Consider the following 21,912-nt stretch of genomic DNA (forward strand, 5'->3'; position numbering starts at 1 on the left):
ATTTTAAAATCTATATGCATATGATATCGTAATTTACTGTCCATGGCGGGACTTTTGCGATGCGTTGCCGCGTCCTGGACTCGGTTGTCGTCGCACCTGGCCGTGGAGCGTTCGGATGTTTCCGATGCCGCGCCGGGGCGACCGCATCAAGCCGGAAAGTATGCGCGCTTTTTGGACGAACGTGATGCGAAAACAGATAGCCGGAGCAGGATTCCGTTCGTTCCGAATGCGTTTTGCCCGAGTGTCGAGAGAGGATGTCGTCAATCCGTGGCCCGTCTGCGTTTCTTTCCGGTTTCCTATGATGTGGCCGGCCGTGTGCTGATTCTCGCCGGCGGCGGCGAGGAAGCTCTCGCCAAGCTGCGGTTGCTGCTGCGCACGGAGGGCCGGCCCGTCGTGTTCGCCGCGCAGGCTTGCGCCGAACTCGTGTCGCTGGCGCAGCGGCATGGGGTGACGATCCATCCGCGCGATCCTTCGGTGGCGGATGTCGCCGGCGCTGCACTGCTGTTCGTCGCCACGGGGGACGAGGCGCGCGACGGCGCGCTGGCGCTGCTTGGCCGCGCGACGGGCGTGCCGGTCAATGTCGTGGACCGGCTCGATCTGTGCGATTTCGCCGTGCCTGCCATCGTCGACCGCGCGCCGGTTTCGGTCGCCATCGCGACGGACGGGTTTGCGCCGGTGCTGGCGCAGCGGGTGCGCGCGGCGGTGGAAGCTTTGCTCGCGCCGGATTTCGGGCGGCTAGGCGAACTGGCGCGCAGCGTGCGCGGCAGCGTCGGCGAGGCGTTCTCGGGCAATGCGCCGCGGCGGCGTTTCTGGTCTTCGTTGTTCGACGGCCGCGCGGCGGAACTGGCGCTCGCCGGCGATCTGGACGGCGCGCGTCGCGCTGCCCTGTCCGGGCTGGCTTCCGCGCAGGAGGCCGATAACGAGGGCGTCGTCTGGCTGATCGGCGCCGGTCCCGGCGCGGAGGATCTGCTGACCTTGCGCGCCCAGCGCCTGCTTCAGCGCGCCGATGTCATCGTTCACGACCAGCTCGTGCCGGAAGCGGTGATCGACATGGGGCGGCGCGACGCCGAGCGGATCAGTGTCGGCAAGGCCAAGGGGCGGCATTCCGTGACGCAGGGCGCGATCAACGACCTGCTGGTGCGGCTGGCCCGCGAGGGCCGGCACGTGGCGCGGCTCAAGGCGGGCGACCCGCTGGTGTTCGGCCGTGCGGGCGAGGAGATCGCGGCGCTGCGGCAGGCGGGCATCCGCCATGTCGTCGTGCCCGGCGTGACCGCGGCGCTTGCGGCGGCGGCGGATTACGCCGTGCCGCTGACCCTGCGGGGCGTGTCCTCGTCGCTCGTGTTCGCATCCGGCCACGGCGCGGACGGCAGCGAGCCGAAGGGCTGGCCGGAGGTGGCGCGAGCCGGCGGCACGATCGCCGTCTACATGGGCCGCACGGCTGCGGCGGAAACCCATGCGCGCCTTGTCGGCAATGGCGTGTCGCCGTCGACGCCGGTGGCCGCCATCGAGAACGCGGGACGCGCGGACAGCCGGGCGCTCGTGGGCCGTGTCGCCGACCTGCCGGCGCTTGCCGTGCGCGACGACATCGCCGGCCCGGTCCTGATTCTCGTCGGCGAGGCGATCGCGGCAGGCGATTTCGCGGCGGCCGAGCCGATTGCACCGCGGGCGGATACACCCGCATCTCTTCTGGCGGCGGAGTAGACGGCATGAAACGCGATGCGAAGGCGGCGATTCCGCAGGTGCTGACCGCGAACGACCTGCATTCGGGGCTGGTGGTGTTCCGCACCGCAGGCGGCGACTGGTCGACGGATATCAACAAGGCCCAGGTCGTGGACGACGCGGGCGATGCCGCCGCGCTCACCGAGGCCGGAGCGGAGGACGAGCGGCGCAACCGCGTCGTCGGTCCCTATCTCGTCAATGTGAAGGTGGGAGAAACCGTCGTGCCGACCGTTCTGCGCGAGGCGATTCGCGCCGCCGGCGGGCCGACCGCCGGCACTTCCATCATTCTGGCGCGCCCGGCGCCCGCGACCGTGTGACCGGTGGGAGAGCGTTATGTATCGGTATGATGAATTCGACCGCCGTTTCGTGACGGCCCGCGTGGCGGAGTTTCGTGATCAGGTGCGCCGCAGGCTGGCCGGGGAGCTGACCGAGGAGGAGTTTCGTCCGCTGCGGCTGATGAACGGCGTCTATCTCCAGCTTCACGCCTACATGCTGCGGGTGGCGATTCCCTACGGAACGCTGAACAGCGCCAAGCTGCGCGGGCTGGCCCACGTGGCTCGCCGCTACGACAAGGGCTACGGCCATTTCACCACGCGGCAGAACATCCAGTTCAACTGGATCGCGCTGGAGGACGTGCCGGACATTCTCGCCGATCTGGCGGAAGTGGAACTGCACGCCATCCAGACCTCGGGCAATTGCATTCGCAACGTTTCCGCCGATCACTTCGCCGGCGCGGCGCGCGACGAGATCGCCGATCCGCGCGTCTATGCCGAGATCCTGCGGCAATGGTCGTCGCTGCATCCCGAGTTCACCTATCTGCCGCGCAAGTTCAAGATCGCGGTGAACGGCGCCGCTCACGACCGGGCCGCGATCCAGGTGCACGATATCGGCCTCCAGATCGTCACGGGCGAGAGCGGCGAACGCGGGTTCACGGTCTATGTCGGCGGCGGCCTGGGGCGCACGCCGATGATCGGCAAGAAGGTGCGCGACTTCCTGCCGGAAGGTGAGCTGCTGAGCTACAGCGAGGCGATTCTGCGCGTCTACAATCAGTTCGGGCGGCGCGACAACAAGTACAAGGCGCGCGTCAAGATCCTGCTGCATGAGGCGGGGCTGGACGAGGTGCGCCGGCAGATCGAGGAAGAATACGAGGATATTCGCAACAGGGGCAAGCTGACCCTGCCGGCTGACGAGATCGCGGCCATCGCCGACTATTTCGCGCCGCCCGCGTTCGAGATCCTGCCGGCGCGCTCCGAGAAGCTGGAACGCGCCAAGGTCATCGACGCGGCGCTCGCGGCGTTCGTCGAGCGCAACGTGGCGGAGCACAGGACGCCGGGCTACGGCATCGTCACGGTTTCGCTGAAGGCCACGGGCGCCGTGCCGGGTGACGCGACCGCCGACCAGATGGACGCGATCGCCGATATCGCTGAACGTTATTCTTTCGACGAGTTGCGGGTGAGCCACGAGCAGAATCTCGTGCTGCCGCACGTGAAGCTCGACGATGTGCCTGAAGTGTTCGCGGCGTTGCAGAAGGCCGGCGTGGCGGCTGGCAACGCCGGGCTGATCACCGACATCATCTGCTGCCCCGGCCTCGATTACTGCTCGCTCGCCAATGCCCGCTCCATTCCGCTTGCGCAGCGCATCGGCGAGCGTTTCGAGAATATCGCGCGCCAGCACGACATCGGCGATCTCAAGATCAAGATTTCGGGCTGCATCAACGCCTGCGGCCATCACCACGTCGCGCACATCGGCATTCTGGGCGTCGACAGGAAGGGCGAGGAGTTCTACCAGATCACGCTCGGCGGCTCGGGAGACGAAGTGGCCTCCATCGGATCGATCGTCGGGCGCGGGTTCTCGACGGACGATATCGTCGATGCCGTCGAAACCGTTGTCAACACCTACATCGCGCAGCGCAGCGGACCGGAAGAACCGTTTCTCGCATTCTTCCGCCGCGTGGGCGAATCGCCGTTCAAGGAGGCGCTCTATGGCACAGCTTCTGCCGCAGCCTGATGCGGCGCCCGGCGGCGATCTCGCGGCCCGCGCCGTTGCGCTGAACGAAGGGTGGGGCGCGCTGCCGGCCGTCGATATCCTGCGGCTTTCCCTGACCACGCTCTTTCCGGGGCGAGTCGCGCTCGTGTCGAGCTTCGGGGCGGAATCGGCGGTGCTGCTGCATCTGGCGGCAAGCGTCGATCGCGCCGTCCCTGTAGTGTTCATCGATACGGGCCGCCTGTTCCCGGAGACATTGCAGTATCGCGATACATTGATTTCGCGGCTCGGGCTGACGGATGTGCGCAGCGTCGGCCCCGATCCGCAGGCGATGGAGGCGGCCGACCCGTTCGGCGCGCTGTTCAGCATCGATCCCGATCGCTGCTGCCATCTGCGCAAGGTCGAGCCGCTCGCCGACGCGCTGTCGCCGTTCGATGCATGGATCACCGGGCGCAAGCGTTTTCAGGCGTCCACACGCGCAGAATTGCCCGTGTTCGAGGCCGATGCGACGCATATCAAGATCTCGCCCCTTGCGAGCTGGGGAGCGGGAGAGCTCGCCGCCTACCTGCGGGAGCATGATCTGCCGCGTCATCCGCTGGTGGCGAAAGGCTATCCGTCCATCGGCTGTGCGCCGTGCACCTCGCCGGTGGCCGAGGGCGAGGACGCGCGCGCCGGCCGCTGGCGCGGGCGCGAAAAAACCGAATGCGGCATCCACGCCACGGACGTGGGCGTAACAAGGAGGCGTGCCTGATGGCCCTTTTCAGGAACGGCGCTTTCGTCGAAGACGAATGGCGGTTCATCGACAGCGACGCGCCGCTTCCCGCTGCCGGCGCGGTCGTGCTGGGCAAGGCGCGCTATCTTGCCGAGCGCGATGCGCTCGTGGGGCGGGTGGATCCGATCGGGCTCGTCCTGCAATCGGGGGAGACGCTCGAGGGGCTGGAGCAGGACGTGCGCCGCTTCGCGCTGATCGCGCTCGATATTCCCAAATACAACGATGGCCGCGCCTATTCCGTGGCCCGCATCCTGCGTGACCGTCTCGGCTACCGGGGCGAACTGCGCGCCAGGGGCGAGGTGCTGCGCGATCAGGTGCATGCGCTTCATCGATGCGGTTTCGACGCCCTCGACGTGACGCATGCGGGCACGGCCGAGGCGTTGCGCACGGGGGCGGTGGTGTTCGTAAGCGAACACTACCAGCCTGCTTCCGCCGAGGCCGGAGAGGAAGCGCCGGGCGGTTTGCGCCGTCGCCTGCGCGTATCCCGCGGCGAGGCCTGAAGCGATTTGCGCGGCAGCCCCCGACTTGGCGCCCATGCAAACCGCGTCGGTCAGTCGACAGTGCGAGTAACGGATCAAGTAACGGAATTTCCAATGTCATCCACCGAACCCCGGAAGGGGGAGATCCATCCTGCGCAGGCGGGCACGGGTCATCTGTCGCCACATCTCGCCTGGCTCGAGGCGCAATCGATCCACATCATCCGTGAGGTGGCGGCGGAGTTTCGCAAGCCGGTGATGCTTTACTCCATCGGCAAGGATTCGGCGGTGATGCTGCATCTGGCGCGGAAGGCGTTTTTCCCGTCGAAGCCGCCGTTTCCGCTGCTGCATGTCGATACGACATGGAAGTTTCGCGAGATGATCGCCTTCCGCGACGAGATGGCGAAGCGATACGCTTGGGAGCTTCTCGTGCATGTCAATGAGGAGGGGCTGCGCCGGGGCGTCAATCCCTTCGCCTCGGGCTCGGCCATTCACACGCAGGTGATGAAGACCGAGGCGCTGAAGCAGGCGCTCGACGCGGGCGGATTCGATGCCGCGTTCGGCGGAGCGCGTCGCGACGAAGAGAAAAGCCGCGCCAAGGAACGCGTGTTCTCGCACCGCACCGCGAGCCATGCATGGGACCCGCGCAACCAGCGCCCCGAACTGTGGCATCTCTATAACACGCAGATCGCCAAGGGCGAATCGATGCGCGTCTTTCCCCTGTCCAACTGGACGGAGCGGGACGTCTGGCACTACATCGCCGCCGAAAACATTCCCGTCGTGCCGCTTTACTTCGCCGCCGAGCGGCCGGTGGTCGAGCGTGACGGCGCGCTCATCATGGTGGACGACGAACGCTTCCCCCTCGCGCCGGACGAACGTCCTGTCCTGCGCACGGTTCGCTTCCGCACTCTGGGATGCTACCCGCTGACCGGCGCGGTCCCCTCGCAGGCCGCCACACTGGAGGATGTCATCGCCGAGCTCGACGCCTCCTCGGTCTCTGAACGGCAGGGCCGGGTGATCGATCATGACGGGGGTGCGTCGATGGAACGCAAGAAACGTGAGGGGTACTTCTGATGGCCGCCATATCCGCCAGTCCGCAGATGGAAAATCCCGCGGCCGTCGTGCCGGATATCCCGGCTGTCGGCGCGCGCGGGCTGCTGCGCTTTCTCACGTGCGGCTCCGTCGATGACGGAAAGTCCACCCTGATCGGCCGGATGCTCTATGAAACGCGCGCGGTCTATGATGACCAGTTCACGGCGCTGACGGACGATTCGCGGCGGGTCGGCACCACGGGAGGCGACATCGATTTCGCCTTGCTCGTGGATGGTCTTGAGGCCGAGCGGGAGCAGGGCATCACCATCGATGTCGCCTATCGCTATTTCTCCACGCCGCGCCGGTCGTTCATCGTTGCCGACACGCCCGGCCACGAGCAATATACGCGCAACATGGCGACGGGTGCGTCGAATGCCGATCTGGCCATCCTGCTGATCGATGCCCGCAAGGGGTTGCTGACCCAGACGCGCCGTCACAGCGTCATTGTCTCGTTGCTCGGCATTCGCCACGTCGTGTTGGCGATCAACAAGATCGATCTCGTGGGCTATGACGAGGCACGTTTCAACGCGATCGTGGCCGACTATCATGCCTTCGCCGAAAAGCTCGGGTTCGTCGGTATCGAGGCCATACCGCTGTCCGCGCGCTTCGGCGACAACATCTCCGTGCGCAGCGATGCGACGCCCTGGTACGAGGGGCCGACGCTGCTCGGCCATCTCGAAACCGTCGACGCCGCCCGGGACAGGGGAGACGATCCGTTCCGGTTTCCCGTGCAATGGGTGAACCGGCCCGATCTGGATTTTCGGGGCTTCTCCGGCACCGTGGCCGGCGGGTGCATCGGCCTGGGCGACGAGGTCGTCGCCGCCGTCTCGGGTAAAGCGAGCACGATTGCGCGCATCGTCACCCAGAGCGGCGATTTGACGGAAGCGAGGGCGGGGGAAGCCGTTACCCTCGTGCTCGCCGACGAGATCGATGCGCCGCGCGGCGAGGTGCTCGCGGCGCCCAGACGGCGCCCGCTGGTCGCGACGCGCTTTGCGGCGCGTCTTGTCTGGATGGCGGACGAGATGCTGGTGCCGGGGCGCTCCTACAACCTCAAGCTCGGCACGCGGGTGGTGCCGGCCACAGTGCGCGCCATACGCCATTTCCTCGATGTCGAGACGCTGGCGGAGGTGCCGGTCGTGTCGCTCGGCCTCAACGCCATCGGTGTCGTGGAGATTGAGACGCTGGTGCCGCTTGCCTTCGATCCCTACGATGAAAGCCACGAGATGGGCGCCTTCATCCTGATCGACCGTTTCAGCAATGCGACAGTCGCTGCTGGGATGGTGGCGCAGGCCCTTGGCGCGACGAACGTTCATCGTCACGGATTCGACGTGGATCGCGCCGCGCGCGCGGCGATCAAGCATCAGCGTCCGCTGGTGCTGTGGTTCACGGGCTTGCCCGGCTCCGGCAAGTCGACCATCGCCAATATCGTGGAGGCGAAGCTGCATGCGCTGGGGCATCATACCATGATGCTCGACGGCGACAGCTTGCGGCAGGGACTGAATGCCGATCTCGGCTTCGATGTCCCGTCGCGTGCGGAAAACATCCGCCGGGCGGGAGAGGTCGCGCGGCTGATGACGGAAGCCGGTCTCGTCGTGTTGTGCGCCTTCGTTTCCCCGTTCCGCGCCGATCGCGACGGCTTGCGCGAGCGTTTCGCGCCCGGCGAGTTCATTGAAATCTTTGTCGATGCACCGCCGGAAATCTGCGCGGAGCGCGATCCGAAGGGACTTTATGCACAGGCCAAGGAAGGCAAGATACCGGCCTTTACCGGAATTGGCCAGGAATATGAGCCACCGCTGAAACCCGATATTCATCTCGACGCCTCGCAACCCGACCCGGAGGCGCTTGCGAGCCAGGTGGCGGAAAAGGTGGAAGCCCTGATAAAGGGCGCCGCGCTGTCGGCGGAGACGTCTGCCGGCTTGTAGGAGGCGCCGGCCGCAGCATGTCTGCTCGGCGGGCGAACCGCCGACATCCCTTGTGCCCGAGGTGATGATCCTTCTGACATCGCCGGCCTTTCCGTTCGTGTTTCGGACGGAATGGAACATAAAAAGAACTTGCGCACAAGAACAAAATATGCACTTTTGTGCTGGCGCGTTGATGTTCTGGGCGGCGTGCCATAAGGGATATCGTGATGTCAAAGGCCGGTTTGCGACTCGTGGAAGGTAGCTCGATGGACAAGACAAAGGCTCTCGATGCGGCATTGGCCCAGATCGAAAGGGCGTTCGGCAAGGGCTCGATCATGCGGCTCGGCAAGGCGCAGGACAAGGTTGAGATCGATACCGTTTCCACGGGCTCCCTCGGCCTCGACATCGCGCTCGGAGTGGGCGGCCTGCCGCGCGGGCGGGTCATCGAAATTTTCGGGCCGGAATCGTCTGGCAAGACGACGCTGGCGCTCCACACCGTCGCCGAAGCCCAGAAGCGCGGCGGCACTTGCGCCTTCATCGACGCGGAGCATGCGCTCGATCCGATCTATGCCCGCAAGCTCGGCGTCAATCTCGACGATCTGCTGATTTCCCAGCCGGACACGGGGGAGCAGGCGCTGGAGATATGCGACACTCTCGTGCGCTCTGGCGCGGTCGAGGTGCTCGTCGTCGATTCGGTCGCTGCGCTGACGCCGCGAGCCGAAATCGAGGGAGAGATGGGCGATATGCAGCCAGGTCTTCAGGCCCGGCTGATGAGCCAGGCGCTGCGCAAGCTCACGGCGTCGATATCCCGCTCCAATACGATGGTCATCTTCATCAATCAGATTCGCATGAAGATCGGCGTCATGTACGGTTCGCCGGAGACGACGACCGGCGGTAACGCGCTGAAGTTCTATGCATCGGTGCGGCTCGATATTCGGCGTATCGGTTCGATCAAGGACCGCGAGGAGATCATCGGCAACACGACGCGCGTGAAGGTCGTCAAGAATAAAGTCGCGCCGCCGTTCAAGCAGGTCGAATTCGATATCATGTATGGAGAAGGCGTTTCGAAGCTGGGCGAGTTGCTTGATCTGGGGGTGAAGGGGGGCATCGTCGACAAGTCGGGTGCCTGGTTCTCCTATGACAGCCAGCGGCTCGGGCAGGGGCGCGAGAATGCCAAGCAGTTCCTCAAGAGCAATCCCGAGATAGCGGACAGAATTGAGACCGCCATCCGCCAGAACTCGACGGTGCTCGCGGATCGTATTCTGGAGAATATCAATCCGCTGGCCGAGGAAGCCGACGACGCTGCCGATTGAATGGGGCTGTCCGCTCTCCCGTCTGCGTGAATGCCTCCGACTCGTTGCTTTAAAGTGCCGAAACACGGGTTTCCGATTTCCAAACGCATTGAATTTCGGTAATGGAAGCGCTCGCGCAGCATCGTTCTGTTCAAAGGGCGGGGTTGCAGGCGTCGTTGTCAGCGTTTATGTCGGTTTTGCGGCGGGCGAGGGGAACGTCGATGGTTCGGGTTGACGGCGGAATGGCGTGTGCGGCGCATCCGTCCGGTGCGCGGGCAGTATGGAGCAGGCAGGGCGTCGATGAGCGGTGTAAACGAGATCCGGTCCACTTTTCTTGATTACTTCTCGGCTCACGGCCATACGACGGTGCCGTCGAGTCCGCTCGTTCCGCGCAACGATCCCACGTTGCTGTTTACCAATGCCGGCATGGTGCCGTTCAAGAATGTTTTCACAGGGGCGGAGAAGCGCCCTTATTCGCGTGCGGTCAGCGCTCAGAAATGCGTGCGCGCGGGCGGTAAACACAACGACCTTGACAATGTAGGTTATACCGCGCGTCATCATACTTTCTTCGAGATGCTCGGGAATTTCTCCTTCGGTGATTATTTCAAGGAGAATGCCATCGAGTTGGCCTGGAATCTCGTCACGCGGGAATTCGGCCTGCCTGCCGGCAAGTTGCTCGTCACCGTTTTCGCGGAGGACGATGATGCGGCAAATCTCTGGAAGAAGATCGCGAATCTTCCAGACGACAGAATCATCCGTATTGCGACATCGGATAATTTCTGGTCGATGGGTGATACGGGGCCTTGCGGTCCGTGCTCCGAAATTTTCTATGATCATGGCGAGCACATTCCCGGAGGCCCTCCAGGCAGTCCCGATCAGGACGGCGACAGATTCATAGAGATCTGGAACCTGGTGTTCATGCAGTACGATCAGGTGTCGCCGGGGCAGCGCCTGCTTCTGCCGAGACCCTCGATCGACACCGGGATGGGGCTTGAGCGGATCTCGGCCGTCTTGCAAGGCACTCATGACAATTATGCCACCGACCTGATGCGGGCGCTGATCGAGGCCGTGGCCAATGCCACCGGCGTAGATCCCGATGGTCCGCAAGCGGTCAGCCATCGTGTGATCGCGGATCATTTGCGCGCCTCCGCATTTCTTGTGGCAGATGGCGTGCTGCCGTCGAATGAAGGGCGCGGCTATGTCGTACGCCGCATCATGCGTCGTGCAATGCGTCACGCGGAACTGCTTGGCGCCCGCGAGCCGCTCATGTGGCGGCTCGTTCCCGCGCTGGTGAGGCAGATGGGGCAGGCCTATCCCGAGCTCGTTCGCGCCGAAGCGCTGATCGTCGAGACCTTGCATCTTGAAGAGAAGCGTTTTCGCAAGACGCTGGAACGCGGCCTTGCGATGCTTGATTCGGCGACCGAGGGACTCGCGGCGGGAGACAGGTTGCCGGGCGAACTGGCATTCACCTTATACGACACCTATGGTTTTCCGCTCGACCTCACGCAGGATGCGCTGCGCCCGCGGGGCGTTTCCGTCGATGTCGAGGGCTTTGAGGCCGCGATGTCGCGCCAGCGTCAGTTGGCGCGTGCGGCTTGGGCGGGGTCAGGCGAGGCTGCCACGGAAACACTGTGGTTCTCGCTCAGAGATCGCGCCGGTGCCACCGAGTTTCTCGGCTATGAGGTGGAGGCTGCGGAAGGAATTGTGACGGCGCTGGTCAGGGATGGCGAGGAGATCGCCTCGCTTGCGGCCGGCGAAGAGGGGCTGCTCGTTGTCAATCAGACGCCTTTTTACGGCGAGTCCGGCGGGCAGGTAGGCGACACCGGCACCTTGTCCGGGGCTGGTGGTGTGCGTGCGGATATTCTGGCGACGACGAAAAAGCTTGGCGATATCTTTGTCCACAAGCTACGGGTCGTCTCCGGCACTCTGTCTGTCGGGGCGGCGGTGGAGCTTGCCGTCGATGGAGCGCGTCGGCGCGCGATCCGGGCCAATCACTCGGCTACCCATCTGCTGCATGAGGCCTTGCGCGAGACATTGGGCGATCATGTCGCGCAGAAGGGCTCGCTCGTCGCCCCCGACAGGCTTCGTTTCGATTTCAGCCATCCTGGTCCGCTCAGCACGGATGAGTTGCGCCAGATCGAGGATCTGGTCAATACGCAGGTGCTGCGCAATGAACAGGTCGAAACCAGGCTGATGGCGGTCGATGAGGCGATCGACAGCGGGGCGAGAGCCCTGTTTGGTGAGAAGTACGGTGACGAGGTGCGCGTCGTCTCCATGGGCACCCGTCCCGAGGCGGGAGGCAAGATATTTTCGATAGAGCTTTGCGGCGGCACGCACGTTGCGCGCACGGGCGATATCGGTGTGGTGCGTGTCGTTTCCGAGAGCGCCGTCGCGTCGGGAGTTCGCCGGATCGAGGCGATGACCGCCGAGGGAGCCCGCCGTCATCTGGTCGCCGAGAGCGAGCTTTTGCACGGATTGGCTGATTTGCTCCGTACGCCTGTCGGCGAGGCCGGGACGCGCCTCGAGGCGATCGTCGAGGAGCGGCGTCGGCTGGAACGCGAATTGGCGGACGCGCGCAAGAAGCTGGCTCTGGGGGGCACGGGAACGGCCGCAGAAGCTGTACGGGATGTCAGTGGTACGCGGTTGCTGGCGCGCGTCGTATCAGGCATCGACATGAAGGATCTCAAGAGCCTTGCCGACGACGCCAAGAAACAGATCGGCTCGGGTATCGTGGCGATTGTCGGTGTGGCGGATGATGGCAAGGCCGGCATCGTCGTGGGTGTCACGCCCGATGTCAGCGAACGTTTTGATGCTGTTGCGCTGGTCAGGATCGGAGCCGAAAAACTCGGTGGCAAAGGCGGAGGCGGCCGCCGCGATCTCGCGCAGGCCGGCGGGCCTGATGGCGATGCGGCCCAGGCTGCTCTTGATGCAATCGCGGCCATCGTTGGGGGTTGATCGGGTTTTGGCCCGAGGTTGCTGAAGCAGGATCCATGCAGCGGATGTCGCTTTTTGGAGAAAGGCCATGGCCTGACTGGAGATAACATGGCCTGACTGGAGATAAAGAGCGTTTCAGCGAAAAGCGGAAGGGCTCTGACCTCGGGGCGGCAGTGTGAACGGTGCGGCGAGACAGCCGGTTTTCGGACGGCTGGAGCGGAGACGGATATGGCGATTGCGTTGACTTTTCCGGGGCAGGGGAGTCAGGTGCCGGGCATGGGCAAAACTCTGGCGGATAATTTCGCGGTTGCTCGTGTCGTGTTCGAGGAAGTGGACGATGCGCTTGGCCAGCACCTCAGCCAGTTGATGTGGCAGGGGGCGGCGGAGGAATTATCCCTGACGGTCAATACGCAGCCGGCGCTCATGGCTGTCAGTTTCGCCGTTGTGCGCGTGCTGGAGAGCGAAACGGGTCTGGACATCGCCGCTGATGTCGATTTCGTTGCCGGGCATTCCCTGGGAGAGTATTCTGCGCTGGCTGCCGCCGGTGCCTTGTCGCTGGCGGATACGGCGCGTCTGCTGCGTATTCGGGGCGAGGCGATGCAGCAGGCGGTTCCTGTCGGGGAGGGGGCCATGGCAGCCTTGCTCGGGCTGGATTTTGCCGAAGTCGTATCGATTGTGGAGGAGGCGGCGCAGCATGATGTGTGCGCCGCCGCCAACGATAATGGGCCGGGGCAGGTGGTTGTTTCCGGGCATGTGGCGGCCGTCGAACGCGCTATCGCAATTGCGCAATCCAGGGGCGCCAAGCGGGCCATTCTGCTTCCGGTATCCGCGCCGTTTCATTGTGCTTTGATGGAGCCGGCCGCTGAGCGCATGCATGAGGCGCTCGCGTCCGTAGAGGTCCGCGCGCCGCTTGTCCCGGTTTTCGCCAACGTACACGCTGCGCCGATCTCCGGTCCTGCCGATATTCGCGAGGCGCTGGTGGCGCAGGTGACGGGCACGGTTCGCTGGCGAGAAAGCGTTGCCGCGATGGCGGCGGCGGGCGTCGACGTATTTTTCGAGCTCGGCGCCGGCAAGGTGCTGACGGGTCTGGCGAAGCGGATTGCGCCGACGGCGCGCGGATTGTCCGTTGGCGGGCCGGACGATATCGCCGGTTTTCAGACGGTGCTTGCGACGGTGCGTTGAAGGGGAAAGACAGTGTTCGACCTGAGTGGCAAGAAAGCTCTCGTTACGGGGGCGACCGGCGGGCTTGGCGGCGCGATCGCGCAGGCGCTTCATGCAAGGGGAGCGTCGGTGGCGCTTTCCGGTACCCGTCGCGAGGCGCTGGAGGCGCTCGCTTCACAGCTTGGCGATCGCGTCGCGGTCATTCCGGCCAATCTTGCGGATATTGCCGAGGTGGAGATGCTGGTCCCGGGAGCCGAGGAAGCGCTCGGCGGACTCGATATTCTCGTCAACAATGCGGGAATTACGAAAGACAATCTTTTCCTGCGCATGAAGGACGAGGAGTGGGATACCGTCATCGCCGTCAATCTCACGGCTCCATTCCGGCTCTCGCGCGCGGCGCTCAAGGGCATGATGCGGCGGCGGTACGGCAGAATCATCGGTATCGGTTCTGTCGTTGGAACGACGGGCAATCCGGGACAGGGGAATTATGCTGCGTCCAAGGCCGGACTCGTCGGGATGACCAAATCGCTTGCCGCGGAGGTTGCCAGCCGCAACATCACCGTCAATGCAGTAGCACCCGGTTTTATCGAATCGCCGATGACGGACGTGCTCAACGACAAGCAAAAGGAAGCGATCTTGTCACGGGTGCCGTTGGGACGGCTCGGTGTTGGGGGCGATATCGCATCAGCCGTGGTATATCTCGCATCCGAAGAGGCCAGTTACGTGACGGGGCAAACGCTTCATGTCAACGGCGGAATGGTAATGACATGAGACGGTTATAGAGAGGATTCGGTTGTTCCTTATACCTGTTTCTTCTCTCGCCAACCGCGGGTGAGTATGGTAACAACGCAATATTGCGTTTGTATGATCGATCATATGCGATAGATTCTTCAAGGCTCTTCGGGGCCTGAGCGGGAAGGCGGGTACGACTTTCGGGAGGAAGTCGTGCTTTGATGGTCAAATACACCGGTTCGACCGTTCTATGGAAAGCGGTACTCCGGTCGGGTAGTCTTCAGTGTCCTGTTCATAAGCTGCTGCATGGCCGTATTCCGTATTGTTTCGCGCAGATGAGCGTCTCAATCTGCGTCGAGCGTTGGAATCATGCGGGACGGCGCTGTTTTGCACGGGATTCCGGGTTGGTGGGTTGTTTGTGTCGCCGTGCTCGTGTAGCGAGAGTTGCCTTGCGATAAGCGCTTTGTGCGGCTTGCCGGCCGATGCGACGCACGGCGTATCGTTGGTTGATATAACGAGGAAAGAAATATGAGTGATATCGCTGATCGCGTGAAGAAGATTGTCGTGGAGCACCTCGGCGTCGAGGCCGACAAGGTGACGGAATCTGCGAATTTCATCGACGATCTGGGCGCTGACAGCCTTGATACCGTTGAGCTCGTCATGGCTTTCGAGGAAGGGTTCGGCGTCGAGATCCCGGACGATGCCGCCGAAACGATCGTCACGGTTGGCGATGCCATCAAGTTCCTTGAGAAGAACGTCTCTGCCTGATGGATCCGGTCCTGGCGCATGCAAACGGGACGCGCGGCGCGGCCGTTTCCGGTCCTCGCGTTTGCGCGGGTGGTGAAGGGATATGAGGCGCGTCGTTGTTACCGGACTGGGTGTCGTTTCCCCGTTGGGATGCGGCGTCGATTTTACCTGGCGGCGAATTCTCGCTGGATTGAGCGGCGCCAGGGCCATCGAGACCTTCGAGACTTCGGATCTTCCGTGCCGTATCGCTTGTTCCATTCCACTCGGAAACGGCGAGGATGGGACGTTCAATCCTGACGACTGGGTGGATCCGAAAGAGCAACGCAAGGTCGATCCGTTCATCGTTTATGCGATGGCGGCCGCGCGGCAGGCGCTTGACGATGCCGGGTGGCATCCGGCAAGCGATGACGATCGCAACGCCAGCGGGGTGTTGATCGGTTCCGGTATCGGTGGCGTCGGTGGTATTTATGACGCCTCCATCACGCTGCATGAGCGTGGTCCGAGGCGTGTTTCGCCGTTTTTCATTCCCGGCCGTTTGATCAATCTTGCATCGGGATACGTGTCGATCGTCAACGGGCTCAAGGGGCCGAACCATTCGGTCGTCACCGCCTGTTCGACGGGAGCGCATGCCATCGGCGATGCCGGGCGTCTCATCGCGTTCGGTGACGCGGACGTGATGGTCGCCGGTGGGGCGGAGTCGCCCGTCAATCGTCTGGCGCTTGCGGGGTTTTCCGCTTGCCGTGCGCTGTCGACCTCTTTCAACGATGCACCGGAGCGCGCGTCTCGTCCTTACGACAAGGATCGTGACGGTTTCGTCATGGGCGAAGGGGCCGGCGTCGTCGTGCTTGAGGAGCGTGAACATGCGCTTGCGCGTGGGGCACGAATTTACGCTGAACTTGTCGGTTACGGCCTGTCCGGCGATGCGTATCATATCACGTCGCCGGCCGAGGACGGGGATGGCGCGTTCCGTTGCATGCGGGCGGCGTTGAAGCGAGCTGGGCTTGAGCCCCGTGACATCGATTACGTCAATGCGCATGGCACCTCTACCCCGCTTGGCGATGAGATCGAGCTGCGCGCCGTGGAGCGCCTGTTCGGCGACAGCGCAGACCGGATACTGATGTCCTCGACGAAATCGTCGATCGGGCATCTTCTTGGCGCGGCGGGAGCGGTGGAGGCGATATTCGGCATACTTGCCATTCGCGATCAGGTGGCGCCTGCAACTCTCAATCTGGATCATCCGTCGGTCGAGACGGCGATTGATCTTGTGCCGCATAAACCGCGCGAGGCCGCGATCGGCGCGGTGCTGTCCAATTCGTTCGGATTCGGCGGCACGAACGCGTCGCTCATCTTTCGCCATCCCGATCTGTGATATCGGCTGGCGTAGCCTGCTTTTGCCATAATCATGGCTTTAGTTTAGCTTTCGCCGTCGGGGGGCGGGTTTCGGGATACCGGTGTGCGCCCTTTAACCGCCGCTCGAGAGAGGCTGTATCCTTATGGTCGATGACTGGCATCAGAAGCCTCCGCAAGCTGCACGGGGTGATGTACATTACGGTCGGGTGACGCCTCGTTCGCCGGGTGAGGCGATCAAGCCGACTTTTGCGCCCCCGCCACCGCCGAGAGTTCGCCGGCGGCCACAGCGTGGGGGCGGCTTTTTGTCGGCCATCAGTGCATTCCTGACCCTCGTTCTGATCCTCGCCGTTGCCGCAGGATCTGCCATCTATTTCGGCCGGGGGGAGTTTTACGCGCAGGGGCCGCTTCGCGAGACACGCATCGTCACCGTCAAGGGTGGCAACCAGATCGTCGCCGAAGCATTGCAGCGCGAAGGCGTCATCAATCACCCTCTGATTTTCGTTGTCGGGCTGCATGTCCTCGGTGCCAACGACGCCATCAAGGCCGGCGAATATGCCTTCAAGGCCGGCGCCAGCATGAAGGATGTGATGGATACGCTCGTCGCCGGCCGCAGCGTTCAGTATCCCGTTACCATCCCGGAGGGGCTGACGAGCGACCAGATCGTCGCGCGGCTGCTTGCCAACGATCTTTTGGCGGGGGATGTGAAGCCGGCCCCGGTGGAAGGCACGCTGCTGCCCGAGACCTATATGGCGCCGCGCGGCACTTCGCGGCAGTCGATCATCGACCGCATGGTGGTGGATCACCGCAAGGCCGTGGCGCTGGCATGGGAGAGCCGGGCCAGCGACCTGCCTTTGAAATCTCCCGATGAACTCGTCATTCTCGCCTCGATCATCGAGAAGGAAACGGCGGTCGAGGCAGAGCGCGCGCGCGTGGCGGCCGTCTTTGTCAACCGGCTGCGCAAGGGAATGAAACTTCAGTCGGACCCGACCATCGTCTACGGCATCGTCGGCGGCAAGGGCACGCTCGGGCGCGGTATCCGCAAGAGCGAGATCGCCGAGGCGACGCCCTATAACACCTATGTCGTCGACGGATTGCCGGCCGGGCCGATCGCCAACCCGGGCCGCGCCTCTCTCATGGCGGCGGCCAATCCCGCAAATACCGACGATCTCTACTTCGTTGCAGACGGTACCGGCGGGCACGTATTCGCGAAGACATATGAGGAGCACAAGCGCAATGTTGCCGCATGGCGCAAGATCGAGGCGGGACAAGGCGCGCAGCCTGCGGCGGGCGTCGACCGCGCTGCGCCGGATGAGGAAGAAACGCAGACCAGCGTGACGCCCCCGCCGGTGAACGAGTTGGCCGACGCGGCGGCGTCCGGCGCCGGTGCCGACGGGATCATCAGGGCGTTCGATGCCTCTGAAGGGACGAGGCTGGATCCCCTGAAGAACAAGACCTACGATCTGACATCGCCGAAGACGGTGCCGCAATTGCCGGCCATTCGTTGATGTTCGCGAGGGGCTGGGGTGTGCGTTTTCAAGCGAAGCATGCGTGGCTTTGCGTGAGGAAAACGCGTTGAACCAGGAAGTTGCCGCATTTCCGCGCGTCAGTGAGAGACGGAAATGCGTGGTGTCCGACTCATAATGGAATGTGCGTTACATAATGCCTTTGGATGATTCAATTCGACGCCGCGGCCTGATGCTGATTCTGTCGTCTCCCTCCGGGGCCGGCAAGACCACCCTTACGCGCGACCTGTTGCAGCTCGGCGGTCTCTCCCTGTCGATCTCCGTCACGACCCGTCCGCGCCGTGCGTCGGAAATCGAGGGCGTGCACTACCATTTTATCGAGAGGGACGAATTCATCTTCCAGCGCGATCGGGGCGATCTGCTCGAATGGGCGGAAGTCCACGGCAACCTTTACGGAACGCCGCGCAAGCTCGTGGAAGAGACTTTGGCCGGCGGCCGGGACATGGTGTTCGATGTCGACTGGCAGGGAACGTTGCAGATCCTGGAGCGGATGCGCGACGATGCGGTCACGGTCTTCATCCTGCCGCCGTCTCTTGCGGAATTGCGTCAGCGCCTCGAACGGCGGGCGGAAGATTCACCGGAGGTGATCGATCGGCGGCTGGTCAATGCGCGCGATGAAATCAGCCACTGGAATGCCTATGATTATGTGATCGTCAATGACGATCTCGATCACGCCTTTCGCGCCTTGATGTCGATCCTGGCGGCGGAGCGGCTGAAGCGTCTGCGCCGCACCGGGCTTTCGGGTTTTGTCGAAAGCCTTCTCGCCGACGAGGGGTGATATCTCAGGCCCGCCCGCGCATGTCGTCATAGGCATTGGCAAGGCGGACGAAGGCCGCTACCGGCAACTCCTCCGCGCGTGCGGTTGCGACGATCCCGGCTTGCTCCAGCAGCCGGGTGACATCCTGCCCCTCGGTGAAGACGAGGCTTTTCAGGCTCTGGCGCAGCATTTTCCGGCGCTGTCCGAATGCGGCTCTCGTGACCGCTTCGAGGCTTTCCACGCGCGCCGGCTCGGGCGCGGGGCGGGGAAGCAGGTGGACGACGGATGAAGTGATCTTCGGCGGCGGGACGAACGCGGACGGCGGTACGTCGAAGAGAATGTGGGCTTGCGCCCGCCAGCCGCAAAGCACGCCGAGACGGCCGTAGTCGGCCGGCGTGTCGGGGGTCGCGACGATACGCTCCGCGACCTCGCGCTGGAACATCAATGTCAGCGATTGCCACCACGGCGGCCAGCGGTCAGCCGTCATCCAGCCGACGAGCAACGGCGTTGCCACATTGTAGGGCAGGTTGGCGACGATCCGCGCCGGCCCTTCGTCGAGCAGGGGCGCGATGTCGGTTTCGAGCGCGTCTCCCTCGATCACCGTCAACCGGCCGGGGTAATGATGCGCAATCTGCGCGAGAATCGGCAGACAACGCGCGTCCCGCTCGATGGCGATCACGCGCCGTGCGCCGCCGGCGAGAAGCGCGCGCGTCAGACCGCCGGGGCCGGGGCCGACCTCCACCACCGTCACGCCGTCAAGCGGCCCGGAAGCGCGCGCGATGCGGCTGGTGAGGTTGAGGTCGAACAGGAAATTCTGACCGAGCGATTTTCTGGCCAGAAGCTCATGCGCGCGCACGATGTCGCGCAGCGGAGGAAGATCGTCGATCTGGGCCATCGGGCGCTTGCTTGGGCGGTTACTGGGCGATGCCGTCCGAAGTGGACGAACTGCCGACGTCCTGCGAGAAGCTGATTTCACCGAGTGTGCGCAACTCAAGCCGCACCATGATGGCCGAATCGGAACGTTTCGTGCCGGAGGAACGGTCCTTCAGGCTGGATGTATAGGTGACGTCGAGCACCACGCATTCGTCCTGATAGGTCACGCCGAGCGACATATTGGCGGCCGTCCACTTCTTCGACGTGTCGAGCGTATCCGTCAATCCGGCATAATATTTGTATTGATTCTGCTTGTCGCGATCGAGGTCGAACAGTACGGACCCCTTCACCGCCCAATTGTCGGTAAGCTTCATCGAGGCGTTGGGGCCGAGGCCGGTGCGCCGGTAGGCATAGCCGAGATCGGGCTGCGCCTCGTAACGGGCGAAAACGAGACCGGCATTCAGCCTTCCGAACGTGGCGTTGGCCTGCGCGTCGAGCCTGTTGATGGAAAAATCGTCCTCGTCGAAGCGTGCATGACCGAGGAAGGACAGCCCCGGACGCGGCGCGATATAGAGCCCCGCCACATAATCGGAGCGCGAATCATCAAGACCCGAATCGCGTCCCGCATGGGCGATATCGTATTGGCGGTAGGAATTGCGCCCGCCCAGATGGAACGACTGGCCGAAAAGCGCCTGCCCGTAGCCGCCGGCATCCGTCTGCACGGAATATTTCAGGCCGACATTGGCGCGCACGCCGCCCTCGGCGCGGTCGTAGCCACCGAACTTGTTCCAGGAGAACAGGTTGGTGTCGTCGAACATCACGCTCTGCGAATCCTCGTTCGGCAGTTCGCCGATGCGCGTCTCGTTCGGGCGGGCGATGATCTGGGCGATGGGCTCCAGCGTATGCGTGCCCCAGCCGTTCGTCGCCACGAAGGGGAAACGGTATTCCAGCCCGACGGTCGGCGTCACCCGCGAGGTGATGGTGTCGTTGCCGCCCGTGTTGAGGAAATTGCCGATCTCGCCGTTCTGAAACCGCGTCGCGTTCAGGCTGCGGGCAAATCCGTCGACGCGAACGCCGGCGAAGGGTTGCCACACCTGCCCCAGCGGATCGATGAAATCGCGCCGCCAGTTGAGGCTCGTCGAGATGCGCGTGTAACGGCCGCCGATGCCGCGCACGAGGCAATGGTCCTGATCGAACACCGCGCAGGTCTGATAGGGCATGCCCTGCGGGAAGGTGCTGCCCACCTCGCCCGGAACGGGATAATACTGCGCCGCCTCACGGGAGAGGTTCGTCAGGTTGAAATCGAGTTCGAACTCGCCGCCGATCCGCCCCGGCCCCTTGAAACGGCGGTTGTAGTCGAGCGTCGGCGCGACGATCGGCTGCTGCTTCTGCCAGTCGTCATCGGAGAGCGTCTTGAAGTAATAGCCGCGCAGGTCGAAGAACGCCTCGTCGCTGCGCCCTTGCAGGAAGGCGGTCGAGGTCGATTCCTTGAAGAACGTGTTGGTGAGGCTTTCGCTGCGGACGTTGTAGTTGTCGAGGAACCACTTGTCCGTCACCAGCGCGATATCCCAGCCCCAATGCCAGTAGCGGTTGATGTCGAATCGCCCGCTCGTCTCGATGGAGCCGCGGAAATCGCGGTCGCGCGGGCCATGGGGCGATTCGAGGAAGACGGTCTCATCCTGCTGGAAGATGCCCGCCGCGCGGATGTTGTAGGAACCCGACAGGAAACGTTGACGCCACTCCGCTTGCCCCAGCACCCCCTGCTTCGTCAGGAAGGTCGGGGTGAGGGTGAGATCGTAATCAGGGGCGAGCGCCCAGAAGAAGGGCGTCGAGAGGCCGAAGCCCGTGGCCGAGGAATAGGAATAGCGCGGCGTGAGCAAGCCGGTCTTGCGGCGCACCGTGGGATCGGGCGTCGAGAAATAGGGCACGTAGGCGAGCGGGACGCCGAAGAATTCGAGGGTGGCGTCCTCGTAATAGATCATCTGCTCGCTGTTGTTGTGAATGATGCGGGCGGCCTTCACCTGCCACAGGGGCGGGCGCGACGGATCCTTCTTGCACGCCTCGCAGGCGGTGTAGGTGCCCTTGGTGAAGGTGGTCGTCTCGCCCTCGCTGCGCTCGGCGCGCGGGGCGGAAAAGCGCGTGTTCTCCGAGGTTTCCACATGCAGCGAATCGATGAAGCCGTCGCGGAAATCGTCGGTCAGCTCGAATCGGTCGCCGCTCGCCACCGTGCCGTCCGTCTCGCGAAGCTGCGCGTTACCCTCCGCCAGCACCCGGTTGGTGTTGCGGTCGTAGGTGACGCGATCGGCCTGAAGGCTGCGGCCCTGATAATACAGGCTGACGTTGCCGACGGCGGAGACGGTGTTGCGGTCGTTGTCGTAGACGATCTCGCTGGCGTCGACGACGAGGCGGTCGCTGTCCGAGCGCGCGCCGGCTGCGGCGAAACGTTCGTTCAACGTTTGCTGCGCATGCGCGCCCGCCACAGGCAGCACGGTTGCGCCGAGGGCGGAAGCGATCGCGATACGGGCGATTTTACCGAGGCTCAAACGCGAACTCCTGCAACTGCTACACACCTTGGCACTACCGCGCCCGGTCCCGCGACC

Annotated in this window: 17 protein-coding genes; 15 read left to right on the forward strand and 2 right to left on the reverse strand. The window is 63.8% G+C overall.

Annotated elements, in window-relative coordinates:
- The first annotated feature begins 267 nt into the window (after positions 1–267).
- From cysG to gmk, 15 genes are all read left to right on the forward strand, one after another.
- A complete protein-coding gene (gene cysG, locus ACOYJQ_RS04035) occupies positions 268–1,701 on the forward strand; it encodes a siroheme synthase CysG (protein WP_433456636.1) in 1,434 nt (477 codons plus the stop codon).
- Positions 1,702–1,706: 5 nt separating this feature from the next.
- The gene (locus tag ACOYJQ_RS04040) at positions 1,707–2,036 is read left to right on the forward strand and encodes a DUF2849 domain-containing protein (protein WP_433456638.1); all 330 of its coding nucleotides are present in this window, start codon (positions 1,707–1,709) and stop codon (positions 2,034–2,036) included.
- A gap of 16 nt (positions 2,037–2,052) precedes the next feature.
- Positions 2,053–3,726 carry a nitrite/sulfite reductase gene (locus tag ACOYJQ_RS04045; protein WP_433456640.1) on the forward strand — a complete coding sequence of 558 codons (1,674 nt, stop codon included), beginning with the start codon at positions 2,053–2,055 and terminating at the stop codon, positions 3,724–3,726.
- Positions 3,701–4,453 (forward strand): phosphoadenylyl-sulfate reductase, encoded by a 753-nt coding sequence (locus tag ACOYJQ_RS04050; protein ID WP_433456642.1) that lies wholly within the window; start codon positions 3,701–3,703, stop codon positions 4,451–4,453. Before ACOYJQ_RS04045 ends, ACOYJQ_RS04050 begins: the two co-directional genes overlap by 26 nt.
- Complete coding sequence (locus ACOYJQ_RS04055) at positions 4,453–4,974, forward strand: DUF934 domain-containing protein (RefSeq protein ID WP_433456644.1); 522 nt, start codon at positions 4,453–4,455, stop codon at positions 4,972–4,974. The genes ACOYJQ_RS04050 and ACOYJQ_RS04055 overlap by 1 nt, the downstream gene beginning before the upstream one ends.
- A gap of 93 nt (positions 4,975–5,067) precedes the next feature.
- Entirely contained in the window at positions 5,068–6,024 is a 957-nt protein-coding gene (gene cysD / locus ACOYJQ_RS04060) for a sulfate adenylyltransferase subunit CysD (RefSeq protein ID WP_433456646.1), read from the forward strand.
- A 26-nt stretch (positions 6,025–6,050) separates the two neighbouring features.
- Positions 6,051–7,964 carry a sulfate adenylyltransferase subunit CysN gene (gene cysN / locus ACOYJQ_RS04065; protein ID WP_433457178.1) on the forward strand — a complete coding sequence of 638 codons (1,914 nt, stop codon included), beginning with the start codon at positions 6,051–6,053 and terminating at the stop codon, positions 7,962–7,964.
- Positions 7,965–8,170: 206 nt separating this feature from the next.
- On the forward strand, positions 8,171–9,256 hold the full coding sequence (gene recA / locus ACOYJQ_RS04070) for a recombinase RecA (RefSeq protein ID WP_433456648.1): 1,086 nt from the start codon (positions 8,171–8,173) through the stop codon (positions 9,254–9,256).
- A 279-nt stretch (positions 9,257–9,535) separates the two neighbouring features.
- On the forward strand, positions 9,536–12,190 hold the full coding sequence (gene alaS, locus ACOYJQ_RS04075; protein ID WP_433456650.1) for an alanine--tRNA ligase: 2,655 nt from the start codon (positions 9,536–9,538) through the stop codon (positions 12,188–12,190).
- A gap of 207 nt (positions 12,191–12,397) precedes the next feature.
- A complete protein-coding gene (gene fabD / locus ACOYJQ_RS04080; protein ID WP_433456651.1) occupies positions 12,398–13,351 on the forward strand; it encodes an ACP S-malonyltransferase in 954 nt (317 codons plus the stop codon).
- Positions 13,352–13,363: 12 nt separating this feature from the next.
- On the forward strand, positions 13,364–14,101 hold the full coding sequence (fabG, locus tag ACOYJQ_RS04085) for a 3-oxoacyl-[acyl-carrier-protein] reductase (protein ID WP_433456652.1): 738 nt from the start codon (positions 13,364–13,366) through the stop codon (positions 14,099–14,101).
- 489 nt (positions 14,102–14,590) lie between these two features.
- Positions 14,591–14,830, forward strand: coding sequence for an acyl carrier protein (locus ACOYJQ_RS04090; RefSeq protein WP_433456653.1), 240 nt, complete (start codon positions 14,591–14,593; stop codon positions 14,828–14,830).
- 82 nt (positions 14,831–14,912) lie between these two features.
- Positions 14,913–16,178, forward strand: a complete 1,266-nt coding sequence (fabF, locus tag ACOYJQ_RS04095; protein WP_433456654.1) for a beta-ketoacyl-ACP synthase II — start codon at positions 14,913–14,915, stop codon at positions 16,176–16,178.
- 124 nt (positions 16,179–16,302) lie between these two features.
- Positions 16,303–17,664: an endolytic transglycosylase MltG gene (mltG, locus tag ACOYJQ_RS04100; protein ID WP_433456655.1), complete on the forward strand. Its 1,362-nt coding sequence runs from the start codon at positions 16,303–16,305 to the stop codon at positions 17,662–17,664.
- 190 nt (positions 17,665–17,854) lie between these two features.
- Positions 17,855–18,460 (forward strand): guanylate kinase, encoded by a 606-nt coding sequence (gene gmk / locus ACOYJQ_RS04105; RefSeq protein ID WP_433456656.1) that lies wholly within the window; start codon positions 17,855–17,857, stop codon positions 18,458–18,460.
- Positions 18,461–18,464: 4 nt separating this feature from the next.
- Here the strand turns inward: gmk and rsmA are convergent, their stop codons facing one another.
- Entirely contained in the window at positions 18,465–19,334 is an 870-nt protein-coding gene (rsmA, locus tag ACOYJQ_RS04110) for a 16S rRNA (adenine(1518)-N(6)/adenine(1519)-N(6))-dimethyltransferase RsmA (protein WP_433456657.1), read from the reverse strand.
- A 19-nt stretch (positions 19,335–19,353) separates the two neighbouring features.
- Positions 19,354–21,855, reverse strand: coding sequence for an LPS-assembly protein LptD (locus tag ACOYJQ_RS04115; protein ID WP_433456658.1), 2,502 nt, complete (start codon positions 21,853–21,855; stop codon positions 19,354–19,356).
- Between the last annotated feature and the right edge of the window lie 57 nt (positions 21,856–21,912).

Origin of the sequence: Pseudochelatococcus sp. (assembly GCF_050946405.1) — a bacterium.
Lineage (GTDB): Bacteria > Pseudomonadota > Alphaproteobacteria > Rhizobiales > Beijerinckiaceae > Pseudochelatococcus.

Coding starts and splice junctions, on each gene's coding strand:
- mltG (WP_433456655.1), top strand. CDS start 16,303: ATGGTCGATGACTGGCATCAGAAGCCTCCGCAAGCTGCACGGGGTGAT.
- cysN (WP_433457178.1), top strand. CDS start 6,051: ATGGAAAATCCCGCGGCCGTCGTGCCGGATATCCCGGCTGTCGGCGCG.
- fabF (WP_433456654.1), top strand. CDS start 14,913: ATGAGGCGCGTCGTTGTTACCGGACTGGGTGTCGTTTCCCCGTTGGGA.
- cysD (WP_433456646.1), top strand. CDS start 5,068: ATGTCATCCACCGAACCCCGGAAGGGGGAGATCCATCCTGCGCAGGCG.
- rsmA (WP_433456657.1), bottom strand. CDS start 19,334: ATGGCCCAGATCGACGATCTTCCTCCGCTGCGCGACATCGTGCGCGCG.
- gmk (WP_433456656.1), top strand. CDS start 17,855: ATGCTGATTCTGTCGTCTCCCTCCGGGGCCGGCAAGACCACCCTTACG.
- fabD (WP_433456651.1), top strand. CDS start 12,398: ATGGCGATTGCGTTGACTTTTCCGGGGCAGGGGAGTCAGGTGCCGGGC.
- ACOYJQ_RS04090 (WP_433456653.1), top strand. CDS start 14,591: ATGAGTGATATCGCTGATCGCGTGAAGAAGATTGTCGTGGAGCACCTC.
- ACOYJQ_RS04045 (WP_433456640.1), top strand. CDS start 2,053: ATGTATCGGTATGATGAATTCGACCGCCGTTTCGTGACGGCCCGCGTG.
- recA (WP_433456648.1), top strand. CDS start 8,171: ATGTCAAAGGCCGGTTTGCGACTCGTGGAAGGTAGCTCGATGGACAAG.
- ACOYJQ_RS04055 (WP_433456644.1), top strand. CDS start 4,453: ATGGCCCTTTTCAGGAACGGCGCTTTCGTCGAAGACGAATGGCGGTTC.
- ACOYJQ_RS04040 (WP_433456638.1), top strand. CDS start 1,707: ATGAAACGCGATGCGAAGGCGGCGATTCCGCAGGTGCTGACCGCGAAC.
- ACOYJQ_RS04050 (WP_433456642.1), top strand. CDS start 3,701: ATGGCACAGCTTCTGCCGCAGCCTGATGCGGCGCCCGGCGGCGATCTC.
- alaS (WP_433456650.1), top strand. CDS start 9,536: ATGAGCGGTGTAAACGAGATCCGGTCCACTTTTCTTGATTACTTCTCG.